At 55.4% G+C, this 11,896-nt stretch carries 12 protein-coding genes; 8 read left to right on the top strand and 4 right to left on the bottom strand.

From position 1 onward, the window contains the following. Positions 1-145: 145 nt before the first annotated feature. The 6 genes from E1B03_RS11740 to E1B03_RS11715 all read left to right on the top strand — a co-directional run bounded on the left by E1B03_RS11740 (position 146) and on the right by E1B03_RS11715 (position 6,264). The gene (locus E1B03_RS11740; protein WP_246044167.1) at positions 146-829 is read left to right on the top strand and encodes a TVP38/TMEM64 family protein; all 684 of its coding nucleotides are present in this window, start codon (positions 146-148) and stop codon (positions 827-829) included. Next, entirely contained in the window at positions 817-1,527 is a 711-nt protein-coding gene (locus tag E1B03_RS11735; protein WP_103770229.1) for a TVP38/TMEM64 family protein, read from the top strand. Before E1B03_RS11740 ends, E1B03_RS11735 begins: the two co-directional genes overlap by 13 nt. A 32-nt stretch (positions 1,528-1,559) precedes the next feature. Next, on the top strand, positions 1,560-2,729 hold the full coding sequence (locus E1B03_RS11730) for an ABC transporter substrate-binding protein (RefSeq protein ID WP_133086264.1): 1,170 nt from the start codon (positions 1,560-1,562) through the stop codon (positions 2,727-2,729). Then, positions 2,702-4,237 (top strand): ABC transporter permease family protein, encoded by a 1,536-nt coding sequence (locus tag E1B03_RS11725; RefSeq protein WP_133086263.1) that lies wholly within the window; start codon positions 2,702-2,704, stop codon positions 4,235-4,237. Before E1B03_RS11730 ends, E1B03_RS11725 begins: the two co-directional genes overlap by 28 nt. Next, positions 4,237-4,869, top strand: coding sequence for an ATP-binding cassette domain-containing protein (locus E1B03_RS11720; RefSeq protein WP_103770232.1), 633 nt, complete (start codon positions 4,237-4,239; stop codon positions 4,867-4,869). The genes E1B03_RS11725 and E1B03_RS11720 overlap by 1 nt, the downstream gene beginning before the upstream one ends. Positions 4,870-4,956: 87 nt before the next feature. Then, positions 4,957-6,264 (top strand): sulfurtransferase, encoded by a 1,308-nt coding sequence (locus E1B03_RS11715; protein WP_133086262.1) that lies wholly within the window; start codon positions 4,957-4,959, stop codon positions 6,262-6,264. Positions 6,265-6,364: 100 nt separating this feature from the next. On the opposite strand, the gene E1B03_RS11710 is transcribed toward E1B03_RS11715, so the two are convergent. Continuing rightward, the gene (locus tag E1B03_RS11710) at positions 6,365-6,988 is read right to left on the bottom strand and encodes a CDP-alcohol phosphatidyltransferase family protein (RefSeq protein WP_133086261.1); all 624 of its coding nucleotides are present in this window, start codon (positions 6,986-6,988) and stop codon (positions 6,365-6,367) included. Further along, positions 6,981-7,550: a carboxymuconolactone decarboxylase family protein gene (locus E1B03_RS11705; RefSeq protein ID WP_103770234.1), complete on the bottom strand. Its 570-nt coding sequence runs from the start codon at positions 7,548-7,550 to the stop codon at positions 6,981-6,983. Before E1B03_RS11705 ends, E1B03_RS11710 begins: the two co-directional genes overlap by 8 nt. Before the next feature lie 79 nt (positions 7,551-7,629). Between E1B03_RS11705 and E1B03_RS11700 the strand changes: the two genes are divergently transcribed. Then, entirely contained in the window at positions 7,630-8,043 is a 414-nt protein-coding gene (locus E1B03_RS11700; RefSeq protein WP_133087218.1) for a pyrimidine (deoxy)nucleoside triphosphate diphosphatase, read from the top strand. Here E1B03_RS11700 and E1B03_RS11695 read toward each other — a convergent pair. Then, positions 8,003-8,263 (bottom strand): YnjH family protein, encoded by a 261-nt coding sequence (locus E1B03_RS11695; protein ID WP_181012792.1) that lies wholly within the window; start codon positions 8,261-8,263, stop codon positions 8,003-8,005. The two genes, E1B03_RS11700 and E1B03_RS11695, sit on opposite strands and share 41 nt — an antisense overlap. A 252-nt stretch (positions 8,264-8,515) precedes the next feature. Between E1B03_RS11695 and gdhA the strand changes: the two genes are divergently transcribed. After that, on the top strand, positions 8,516-9,859 hold the full coding sequence (gdhA, locus tag E1B03_RS11690) for an NADP-specific glutamate dehydrogenase (RefSeq protein ID WP_003832501.1): 1,344 nt from the start codon (positions 8,516-8,518) through the stop codon (positions 9,857-9,859). A gap of 88 nt (positions 9,860-9,947) precedes the next feature. On the opposite strand, the gene E1B03_RS11685 is transcribed toward gdhA, so the two are convergent. Next, positions 9,948-11,894, bottom strand: coding sequence for a DNA topoisomerase III (locus E1B03_RS11685; RefSeq protein ID WP_103770236.1), 1,947 nt, complete (start codon positions 11,892-11,894; stop codon positions 9,948-9,950). Positions 11,895-11,896 lie beyond the last annotated feature (2 nt).

The following is an 11,896-nucleotide window of genomic DNA, read 5'->3' as shown; positions in this document are numbered from 1 at the left end:
TCAATAAAGCGACGGTAATACATTGTTACGGCCGGGAATTTATTATATCTTCGCGCGCTCTTTTCGCTGACGAAAATGCTGCATTGCACTCGGTTTTACAGGAGAACCCCCATGAAAAAGAAGTTCGCATAAAGCAGAATACCGGCTGCTAATTGTCACGGTATTATTCTGCATTCTGGCGGGAGTTTTCCATCATTATGGTCTGACCGACCTGATAACCAATTTCCATCATTTACAAGATGTCATCCGCCAAAGCGGTATGTTTGGCTATACGCTTTATATCCTGCTGTTTATTGTTGCTGCGCTGTGCCTTATCCCTGGCAGTATTCTGGTGATCGTCGGTGGGGTGCTGTTTGGCCCGGTGACAGGTACGCTCATCTCGTTAGTGGCGGCAACCGTTGCCTCGGCGCTGTCGTTTTTGCTGGCTCGCTGGCTTGGTCGGGATCTGCTGCAAAAATACGTTGGGCACACAGCGACGTTTCAGGCTATCGAAAAAGGCATTGCCCATAGCGGAATAGACTTTCTGATCCTGACCCGGCTCGTGCCGCTGTTCCCCTACAATTTGCAAAATTACGCCTATGGGCTGACGGCGATTCCGTTCTGGTCATTTACCGTGATATCTGCGGTAACCACCTTGCCCGGCATCTTTATCTATACGCTGATGTCGCACGAACTGGCCAGCGAAGGGATTAGCTGGACATTTATCGCTAAGCTCAGCATTGCGGGGCTAGCGCTGTTTATGCTCGTCCAGGCCGCCAAAGCCTGGGCCCGGTTTAAGCATGTTGATCCGTCGTCTCGTCATGAGTGCGCAGGTAAATGTTCAAAATGAATAAATCGCAACTGACACGCTATTACCGGGTAAGCTTGCTCGCCCTGCTGCTGCTCGCGCTAATCGCATGGGCGTGGATACCAGGCGTGAGCGACTTTCTCCACGGCAGCCTGGCGGCATTTACCACGATCGATCAGCATGCTGTTGAGAATTTCATTCGTTCTTACGGAACCCAGGCCGCGGTGGTGTCGTTCTTCCTGATGATCCTGCAGGCCATCGTCGCGCCGCTTCCCGCCTTTGTTATTACGTTTGCCAATGCCTCGCTGTTTGGCGCATTTTGGGGCGGCGTACTGTCCTGGAGCAGCGCAATGGCAGGTGCGGCGCTGTGCTTTTTTATTGCCCGTATTTTAGGTCGCGGCGCAGTGGAAAAACTGACCGGAAAAACGGTGCTGAACCACATGGACGCTTTTTTCGAGCGCTATGGCAAGCATACAATTCTGGTCTGTCGCCTGTTACCTTTTGTTCCCTTCGACCCGGTAAGTTATGCAGCAGGACTAACCTCGATCCGTTTTCGCCATTTTTTTATTGCCACCGGCATTGGACAATTACCCGCCACTATCGTCTATTCATGGGCGGGTAGCCTGTTAACCGGCGGCACATTTTGGTTTGTGACCGGCCTGTTCGTTCTGTTCGCCCTGAGTGTGGCGATATCCGTAGCGAGAAGCCTTTATCTTGAGCATCAACAGAAAAAAAGCTGAGACTTTCCCCCATTTCTAGCAATGGAGATATTATGCGTTACTGCTTATTGTGCCTGAGTTTATTGCTCTGTCCGCTGGCGACGTTTGCCCAGGACGCCAGCTGGCAGCAAATCAAAAATGACGCCCGCGGTCAGACGGTGTGGTTCAACGCCTGGGGTGGCGACAATGCAGTTAACCAGTATCTCGACTGGGTTAGCGGTGAGATGAAAACGCACTACGCCATTAACCTGAAAATCGTACGCCTGGCGGATGCCGCCGACGCCGTAAAACGTATCCAGACGGAAGCGGCCTCCGGGCGAAAAACCGGCGGCGCTGTCGATTTACTGTGGGTGAATGGCGAAAACTTCCGCACGCTGAAAGAAGCCGGGCTGCTGCAAACTCAGTGGGCGCAAACGCTGCCGAACTGGCGCTATGTTGATACCCAAAAACCGGTGACCGAAGATTTCTCCGTTCCAACGGAGGGGGCTGAATCACCGTGGGGCGGCGCACAGCTAACGTTTATTGCGCGGCGCGATCTCACCGCGCAACCGCCGCTATCTCCGCAGGCACTGCTTGAGTTTGCCCAGGCGCACCCTGGCACGGTGAGCTATCCACGCCCGCCAGATTTTACCGGAACAGCGTTTCTTGAGCAGTTGTTAATATCGCTCACCACCAAACCGCAAGCACTGAAAATCGCTCCCGATGCAACCACCTTCGCCGATGTTACCGCCCCGTTATGGCACTATCTTGATGCGTTGCATCCTGCTTTGTGGCGCGAAGGCAAAGACTTTCCGCCCACGCCTGCGCGAATGGATGCGCTGCTTAATAGTGGCGTACTGCGTTTATCATTGACCTTTAACCCTGCCCACGCGCAGCAAAAAGTGGCCAGCGGTGAGTTGCCCAAAAGCAGCTATAGTTTTGGTTTCTCACAGGGCATGCTCGGCAACGTGCATTTTGTCACCATTCCGGCGAATGCGCGTGCCAGCGCCGGAGCGAAAGTCGTGGCAAACTTCCTGCTTTCGCCCCAAGCGCAACTGCGTAAAGCTGACCCGACTGTCTGGGGAGATCCCTCGGTGCTTGATCCACAAAAATTGCCTGACGAACAGCGTAATGCGCTACTGGCACGGATCCCACAAGGACTCCCTGCCGTGCTGCCGGAACCGCATGCAGCCTGGGTAAACGCTCTGGAACAAGAATGGCTACGCCGCTACGGTACGCATTAATTCTGCTACTCTGGGCCATCATGGCGGCAGTTTATCTGCCGCTGGCGCCAGCGGCATTGTCTCTGGTAACACCGGCGCTTAGCCCCACACACTGGCTGGCGCTATTTACCGATCCTCAACTCCCGCAGGCGTTACTGGCAACGCTGGTTTCCGTAGGCCTCGCGGCTGGCGGTGCACTGCTCATCGCGCTGCTGGCAATCCTCGCCTTGTGGCCGGGCGCAGGCTGGGTGCGTCTGTCTATGCGTCTTCCATGGCTGCTGGCAATTCCGCACGTAGCCTTCGCCACCAGCGTGCTGTTGTTTTTTGCCGAAGGCGGCCTGCTCTGGCAATGGCTAGCGTTCCTCAGCCCCCAGCCGGACCGCTACGGCATTGGGCTTGGCGTGACGCTGGCGGTGAAAGAGAGCGCCTTTTTGTTATGGATCCTTTCAGCTCTGCTGAGTGAAAAACAACTTTCGCAGCAGGTAATCGTGCTGGATTCACTGGGTTACAGCCGACTGCAATGCCTGAAGTGGCTGGTACTGCCTGCTATCGCCCCGGCGTTGGGCAAAGCCATGCTGGCGATTGTCGCCTGGTCACTCTCCGTTGTTGATGTGGCAATCGTTCTTGGCCCCGGCAATCCGCCAACGCTTGCCGTGTTGAGCTGGCAATGGCTCAGCCAGGGCGACGTCGAACAACAGGCTAAAGGTGCGCTCGCCAGTCTGCTGCTGGTGTTGTTGCTCCTCATTACCGCGCTGGTGGGTTATCTGTTCTGGCACATCTGGCGACGTACTATTCCGGCTGTAAACGGGGAACGCCTGCATTTTTCATCCGCGACAATCGCACGCCCGCTGGTACAACTTTTGCCCCTGAGCGGTGTGGTATGTGCGTTGGTACTGGCGCTTTTCGCCAACTATTCTTCGCTAAACGACGAGGCGCTCAGCAACAGTCTGCAACTGGGGCTCCTTTCCAGCGTGCTGGCGCTGCTGATACTTTTTGTCTGGCTGGAATGGGGTCCGCAAACCGGACACCGCTGGGTCTGGCTACCGCTCATTTTGCCTGCGCTGCCGCTGGTGACCGGACAGTATCTGCTGGCGTTATATACGAGGCTGGATGGGCTGATGATGACCATTGTCTGGGGCCACCTGCTGTGGGTGATGCCATGGATGTTGTTTGTGCTCAAACCGGCGTGGCAACGCATTGATCCGCGATTGATGTTGATTGCACAAACGCTGGGCTGGACACGGGGCCGCATATTCTGGCTGGTCAAATGCCCGCTGCTGGTACGCCCGGCGCTGATTGCCTTCGCGGTAGGATTCTCAGTCAGTATTGCCCAGTATATGCCGACGCTGTGGCTAGGCGCTGGACGCTATCCCACCCTGACCACCGAGGCGGTAGCATTAAGCAGCGGCGGTAGCACCGCGATTCTGGCTACCCAGGCGCTATGGCAGCTTCTGTTACCACTGTTAGTTTTCGCACTCACGGCGTTTCTCGCTGCGTGGATCGGCCGCTTTCGACAAGGACTCCGCTAATGCTTACCGTACGAGGCGTTTCGTTGTATCAGGGCGCGACGGCGTTGCTGAAGGACGTTAATCTGCAGGTCAATAAAAGTGACATTGTCACTATCATGGGGCCTTCTGGTAGTGGGAAGTCTTCACTGCTTTCGTGGATGGTTGGGGCGCTGTCTCCTCAGTTTCAGGCATCAGGCGAACTGTGGCTTAACGAACAGCGTATTGACACCCTGCCTACTGCGCAGCGCCAGATTGGCATCCTGTTCCAGGATGCACTGCTATTTGACCATTTCAGCGTTGGGCAGAATTTACTGCTGGCCTTACCCGCCAGCCTGCAGGGTCCCGCCAGACGTCATGCGGTGGAAAGCGCCCTCGCACGCGCGGACCTGGCAGGATTTTATTCGCGCGATCCGGCGTCGCTCTCCGGTGGGCAACGCTCGCGTGTCGCCCTGCTTCGCGCGCTGCTGGCGCAACCCCAGGCGCTGCTGCTCGATGAACCCTTTAGCAGGCTGGATGCGTCGCTGCGCGATACCTTTCGCCAGTGGGTCTTCACCGAAGTCCGTAAACTGGGTATACCGGTGGTCCAGGTGACCCATGACGCGCAGGATGTTCCGCCCGCAGGCCGTGTATTGCAGATGGAAGACTGGGCGTAAATATGGCGATATGCTGCGTTAACGCAAGGTTTTTACTAAACTGGCGGCACAGAATGTCGTCTTCTTTTTTCAACGTCGGGCTATTCGATGAAACGTGTTTCTCAAATGACCGCGCTGGCACTGGCTTTAGGGCTCGCTTGCGCTTCCTCCTGGGCTGCTGAAACAGCACAGACGCTCACCCTCAACCAGTTACAGCAACAGCAAGGCGCGGCGATTGATACCCGTCAGAGCGCTTTTTACAACGGCTGGCCGCAATCGCTCAACGGTCCTTCAGGACACGAACCTTCCGCACTGAACCTGTCTGCCGCCTGGCTCGACAAGATGAATGATGAACAACTCAGCGCCTGGGTTAAGTCACATCAGCTGAAAGCCGACGCGCCGGTGGCGCTGTATGGCAGCGATAGCGACATGCAGGCCGTCAAATCCCGTCTGCAAAAAGTTGGCTTTAACCATATTTCAACCCTCAGTGATGCGCTGGCAGACCCTGAACGCCTGCAACGTCTGCCGCACTTCGAACAATTGGTTTATCCACAGTGGCTGCACGATCTTCAGCAGGGTAAAGAGGTGACCGCCAAACCAACCGGTGACTGGAAGGTGATTGAAGCAGCCTGGGGCGCACCGAAGCTGTATCTGCTCAGTCATATCCCCGGAGCGGGCTACATTGATACCAACGAAGTCGAAAGCGAGCCGCTGTGGAATAAAGTTTCCGACGCGCAGCTCAAAGCGATGCTGGCGAAACACGGTATCCGCCACGACACCACGGTGATTTTATACGGTCGCGATGTCTATGCCGCCGCGCGGGTGGCGCAAATTATGCTGTACGCAGGCGTGAAAGATGTTCGTCTGCTCGATGGCGGCTGGCAAACCTGGTCCAATTCAGGTTTACCGGTCGAACGCGGCACTCCGCCAACGGTAAAACCAGAACCTGATTTCGGTGTGAACATCCCTGCCCAACCGCAGTTGATGCTGGATATGGAACAAGCACGCGGCCTGCTGCATCGCCAGGATGCGTCTTTGGTGAGTATTCGTTCATGGCCAGAATTTATCGGTACTACCAGCGGCTATAGCTACATTAAGCCAAAAGGCGAGATCGCAGGCGCACGTTGGGGCCACGCGGGCAGCGACTCCACCCACATGGAAGATTTCCATAATCCGGATGGCACCATGCGCAGCGCGGATGATATTGCTGCCATGTGGAAACAGTGGAATATCACGCCAGACCAGCAGGTTTCTTTCTACTGCGGCACCGGCTGGCGTGCTTCGGAAACGTTTATGTATGCCCGTGCAATGGGCTGGAAAAACGTCTCAGTCTACGACGGTGGTTGGTACGAGTGGAGCAGCAATCCGAAAAACCCAGTCGCCAGCGGTGAACGGGGTCCGGACGCCAGTATGTAATACTGGCATTATTGCCGGATGCGACGAGAACGCTTTACCCTGGCTAGCTATATCATCGTTGTAGGCCGGGTAAGCAAAGCGCATCTGGCAACGCATGACTTTACGCCTGACGCTGAACGGTTTTCAGCGTCAGATACCCGCTCCAGATCCGGGTGAACGTCGTCATCCAGCACAGCGCGCCAAAGACCCACGCCAGCACGGCAAAATACCCCGGAAACAGACCCCCCAACACAAACAGCAAAATCGTCTCGGTTCCTTCGGTCAGCCCGCCCAGATAATAAAACGATTTATGCGCGTAGCCAGGGTTATCTATCTGATGTTTAGCCGCCAACGCGGCGAAGGCCAGAAAGCTGCTTCCGGTGCCAATAAACGCGAACAGCAGCCAGCCACCTGCCAGCGCATTTTGCGCCGGTGCGGCAAGAATAAAACCAAACGGCACTAAGGCGTAAAACAGAAAATCAAGCGAGATATCGAGAAATCCTCCCGCGTCGGTTAGCCCTCTACGCCGTGCCAGCGCCCCATCCAACCCATCAAACAGCCGATTGAGCACAATGGCCACCAGCGCCGCCAGATACCAGCCTAGCGCCAGAAATGGTAACGCCAGTACGCCAATGGCAAAACCGACGAGCGTAAGTCCATCCGGGGTAATCGCAGGTTTATCAATGATCCCCACGCAGCGATGCAACAGCGGTTTTAACCGCGGGTGAAGATGACGGTCAAGCATGTGGGCGTCCTTTAACACTGTCGCACAACCCTTGCGAAGGAATATCGAGGGCGGCGTTAAAACGTGCCGAGAGATTTTGAAATGCAATCAGCGCGGTCATTTCAGTAATCACGTTATCGGTAAAATACTGCTTCATCAGCGCTTTCATCGCATCGTCAACCTGTGGAGGCGTAGCGGTCACCGCATCCGCATAGGCCAGCGCTGCGCGCTCTTCTGCACTAAACAGCGTCGATTCCTGCCAGTTAGCAACCTGCAAGACTTTATCCAGCGCGCCGCAGCGTTCAGCCAGGCGTAAACTGTTGGCATCAACGCAGAACGCGCAGTCGCACACCTGAGAAACACGGGTCATCAACAGAGCGCGCATCACCGGCGTTAAGCGCGCCTTTTTACGTTCCAGAAATCCGACAAACAACGCTACCAGCCAGAACAGAAATGGCATCCGCCCCCACCAGCGCGTGGGATGCAGCACATCGCCATAATGTTTTTTCTGCGTAGCAACGAGCGGTTTTAAACTAAAAGGGATACGCGTTAACGGTTTTACCCACAACTGAGGATCGTTCAACGGTTACTCCTGAATACTTTAGATAAAACAAAGATAACGATAGTATGTCACTTTCTGCCGTTAGATCTTGATGAATATGATGAAAACCCTCGACGTGGTCGCCGCTATCATAGAACGTGATGGCCAAATTTTACTGGCTCAACGTCCGCAGCATGCGGATCAGTCAGGCATGTGGGAGTTTGCCGGCGGTAAGGTTGAGTCAGGGGAAAGCCAGCCCGAGGCGCTGGTCCGTGAACTGCGTGAAGAGTTGGGCATCGAGGCGGTCGTTGGGCGCTACATTGCCAGCCATCAACGCGAGGTTTCAGGCCGAATGATTCACCTACATGCCTGGCATGTACCGTCATATCAGGGAGAACTGAGGGCTTATGAACATCAGGATATCGTCTGGTGTTTACCCGAAGAGGCGCTGCGCTACCCGCTGGCGCCCGCCGATATCCCGCTGTTAGAAGCGTTTATTCTTTCACGCGCCGCCAGACCAGCGGATTCGTGCTGATCGTTTTATCATCACGCTGGCACTGTAACAGAACGCCATCCGCCTTAATCACCGCCCCTTCTGAGTAGTTTTGATCCTGATAAATGCAGCACTGACTACAGGGTTGCGCCCGCTGACCGCTGGAACTGAACACTTCCGGCGGTACATTCACCTGCACGTCCGGGCGATAAAGCTGATTTGCCAGCGTCGCGCTGGACACCAATGCCAACGCTCCTGCCATGATTAAACGGCGCATATTCTTTCCTTTTTGACTGACAGTTATGCTCAGTATAACGGTATAAATCGGCAGAAACTTTAGCCCCTTCCATCATCGTTTTTGGTTATGACCCACGGCGCAATATTAATTTACTTAGCGGGGTTAATTTTTTCTTGCGTCCCGTCACACTGCTGGTGGTATAGTCAAAAACTGCAAAACACTTAACACAAAAATCAAAAATATAACCATATCAATACATAAGAGGTTCTTATATCTATGGATCAGACATGTTCTCTGGAGTCATTTCTTAACCATGTGCAAAAGCGCGACCCGAATCAGACCGAGTTCGCGCAAGCCGTTCGCGAGGTAATGACGACACTGTGGCCCTTCCTCGAGCAAAACCCACGTTATCGCCAGATGTCATTGCTGGAACGTCTGGTTGAACCGGAGCGCGTGATCCAGTTCCGCGTAGTCTGGCTGGACGATCGCAATCAGGTACAGGTTAACCGCGCGTGGCGTGTGCAGTTCAGCTCCGCCATTGGCCCGTACAAAGGCGGTATGCGTTTCCACCCTTCCGTAAACCTGTCGATCCTGAAATTCCTTGGCTTCGAGCAGACGTTTAAGAATGCCCTCACCACGCTGCCAATGGGCGGTGGTAAAGGTGGGAGCGATTTCGATCCGAAAGGGAAAAGCGAAGGCGAAATCATGCGTTTCTGCCAGGCGCTGATGACCGAACTGTTCCGCCATTTAGGCCCTGATACCGACGTTCCGGCGGGCGATATCGGTGTGGGCGGTCGTGAAGTCGGCTTTATGGCCGGGATGATGAAAAAGCTGTCCAACAACAGCGCCTGCGTCTTTACCGGTAAAGGCCTCTCTTTTGGCGGCAGCCTGATTCGCCCGGAAGCTACCGGCTACGGCCTGGTGTACTTCACCGAAGCAATGCTCAAACGCCATGGTCTGGGCTTTGAAGGTATGCGCGTGGCAGTTTCTGGCTCCGGTAACGTGGCGCAATTCGCCATTGAAAAAGCCATGGAGTTTGGCGCTCGAGTCGTCACCGCCTCCGATTCCAGCGGTACCGTGGTCGACGAAAGCGGCTTTACCAAAGAAAAACTGGCGCGTCTGTGTGCGATTAAAGACAGTCGCGATGGTCGCGTGGCGGATTACGCCCGTGAGTTTGGCCTGACCTATCTGGAAGGCAAACAGCCGTGGTCGGTTCCGGTTGATATCGCCCTGCCGTGCGCCACTCAGAACGAACTGGATGTCGATGCGGCGCGCGTGTTAATCGCCAACGGCGTGAAAGCTGTCGCTGAAGGGGCAAACATGCCGACCACCATCGAAGCCACCGATCTGTTCCTCGAAGCGGGCGTACTGTTCGCGCCGGGTAAGGCCGCCAACGCCGGTGGCGTAGCGACATCCGGTCTGGAAATGGCGCAGAACGCCGCTCGTCTGGGCTGGAAAGCGGAGAAAGTGGATGCGCGCCTGCACCACATCATGCTGGATATTCACCACGCCTGCGTTGAGTACGGCGGCGAAAGCAAGCAAACCAACTATGTACGCGGCGCCAACATCGCGGGCTTTGTGAAGGTTGCCGACGCGATGCTGGGCCAGGGTGTGATTTAATTCAGAACTGTTGTTTCCGTAGGCCTGATAAGCGTCGCGCCATCAGGCATTGCCGGATGCGGCACACGTGCCTTATCCGGCCTACAAATTACGCGCCTGCCTCTTCCGATGGCGGGCTTTTTTTCGCCGCACGTTTACGCGGCGCGCTCTTTTTCTTATCGCCGCCACTACCGCCGGGTGCGGCAATGCCACGGAAACGTCGTACCGGCGTGCTGCGGGCCTGATCGATAAGCTGATACAGCGTCCCCACCAGCGGCTGCATGAAGTCCTGATAACGGCACTGCTTTTCGCTGATTTGGGTCAGAATAGATTCCCAGTGCGCGGTCATATCCGGCCGGGTCGCCATTTCAGGTAGCGAGTGAAACAGCGCTTTTCCGGCATCGGTAGAATGGATATAGCGCCCTTTCTTCACCAGGAATCCGCGTTTAAACAGCAGCTCGATAATTCCGGCGCGCGTTGCTTCCGTTCCTAATCCATCCGTGGCGCGCAGGATCTTTTTTAGATCTTTATCCTGCACAAAACGCGCAATTCCGGTCATCGCAGACAGCAGCGTAGCATCGGTAAAGTGCCGCGGAGGTTGGGTCTGACGTTCAACCACTTCGCCTTTTTCGCACAGCAGCTCGTCATCTTTTGCCACCACCGGCAGCGGCGTCCCGTCGTTATCTTCGTCGCGCTCTTTGTTGCCAAGCAGCGTGCGCCATCCGGCTTCCGCCAGAAAACGCGCTTTGGCAACAAACTTACCTTTAGCGATGTCCAGCTCAATAACACACTTCCTGAATACCGCATCCGCACAGAACTGCATTAGATACTGACGGGCAATCAGGTTGTAAATTTTCGCTTCGTTGTCGTTCAGGTTGATGGACGAGCTGCGCGCGGTAGGAATGATGGCGTGGTGGGCATCCACTTTTTTATCATCCCAACAGCGATTTCGCGTATCGGGATTGACCGCCGGTTGTGGGAGCAGATCCGGCGCATGAACGCTAATCGCGTTCAACACCGCGTGGCGTCCGGCAAAGTGTTCTTCCGGCAGGTAACGGCTATCGGAACGCGGATAGGTAATCAGCTTATGGGTTTCATACAGCTTCTGGCAGATATCCAGAACGTTTTGCGCACTTAACCCAAAGCGCTTCGCCGCTTCAATCTGCAACGCAGACAGCGAAAACGGTAGCGGCGCGGATTCTGATTCCCGTTTATCGTTATAGCTGGTGACTATCGCCGGCTGGCCGTTAATGCGGTTTACCACGTGTTCAGCCAGCGTACGATTCAGCAAGCGCCCTTCTTCATCCTGATACGGCTCACACGCTTCGCTCGGTTGCCAGATAGCGGTAAATCGCTCATCGGCAGGCGTCACGATATGCGCTTTTACCTCGAAGAAATCTTTGGCGACGAAGTTTTCAATCTCTTCATCGCGACGCACAACCAGGCCGAGCACCGGCGTTTGTACGCGCCCGACCGAAAGTACGCCCTGATAGCCCGCGTTACGCCCAAGAATGGTGTAAGCGCGCGTCATATTGATACCGTACAGCCAGTCCGCCCGCGCCCGCGCCAGTGCCGACACGCACAGCGGAATGAACTCACTGTTGGCGCGCAGGCGCTCAATAGCCCGCTCGACGGCCTGCGGGTTGAGGTCGTTAATCAGGCAGCGTTGCACCTGCTGGCGCTTTTCAGGGGCCAGTTGCAGGTAATCAAGTACCTCATCCACCAGCAGTTGTCCTTCACGGTCGGGGTCACCTGCGTGAATGACTTCGCTGGCCTCATGTAAAAAGCGCTTAATGACATTGAGCTGTTTGGTCACCGAGGGACGCGGCTGCAGTTGCCACTTTTCCGGGACAATCGGCAGATCGACCAGACTCCAGCGAGCATAGCGACTGTCGTAGGCATCTGGCTGCGCCTGCTCAAGCAGGTGGCCAATACACCAGGTCACCACTTGTCCGTTTCCGCATTCAATAAAGCCGTCACCTTTGCGATGCGGCTTTGGCAGCACATCGGCGATAGCACGCGCCAGACTCGGTTTTTCGGCAATAAACAACCGCATCG

The sequence above is a fragment of the Citrobacter arsenatis genome, assembly GCF_004353845.1.
GTDB classification, from domain to species: Bacteria; Pseudomonadota; Gammaproteobacteria; order Enterobacterales; family Enterobacteriaceae; genus Citrobacter; species Citrobacter arsenatis.
Note: the sequence above shows the minus strand (reverse complement) of the source record. Positions and strands in the feature narration are given on the sequence as shown.

Excerpts from the sequence above, each read along its gene's own strand:
- E1B03_RS11735 (WP_103770229.1), top strand. The coding sequence starts at position 817 with ATGTTCAAAATGAATAAATCGCAACTGACACGCTATTACCGGGTAAGC.
- E1B03_RS11730 (WP_133086264.1), top strand. The coding sequence starts at position 1,560 with ATGCGTTACTGCTTATTGTGCCTGAGTTTATTGCTCTGTCCGCTGGCG.
- E1B03_RS11725 (WP_133086263.1), top strand. The coding sequence starts at position 2,702 with ATGGCTACGCCGCTACGGTACGCATTAATTCTGCTACTCTGGGCCATC.
- E1B03_RS11720 (WP_103770232.1), top strand. The coding sequence starts at position 4,237 with ATGCTTACCGTACGAGGCGTTTCGTTGTATCAGGGCGCGACGGCGTTG.
- E1B03_RS11715 (WP_133086262.1), top strand. The coding sequence starts at position 4,957 with ATGAAACGTGTTTCTCAAATGACCGCGCTGGCACTGGCTTTAGGGCTC.
- E1B03_RS11710 (WP_133086261.1), bottom strand. The coding sequence starts at position 6,988 with ATGCTTGACCGTCATCTTCACCCGCGGTTAAAACCGCTGTTGCATCGC.
- E1B03_RS11700 (WP_133087218.1), top strand. The coding sequence starts at position 7,630 with ATGAAAACCCTCGACGTGGTCGCCGCTATCATAGAACGTGATGGCCAA.
- E1B03_RS11695 (WP_181012792.1), bottom strand. The coding sequence starts at position 8,263 with ATGGCAGGAGCGTTGGCATTGGTGTCCAGCGCGACGCTGGCAAATCAG.
- gdhA (WP_003832501.1), top strand. The coding sequence starts at position 8,516 with ATGGATCAGACATGTTCTCTGGAGTCATTTCTTAACCATGTGCAAAAG.
- E1B03_RS11685 (WP_103770236.1), bottom strand. The coding sequence starts at position 11,894 with ATGCGGTTGTTTATTGCCGAAAAACCGAGTCTGGCGCGTGCTATCGCC.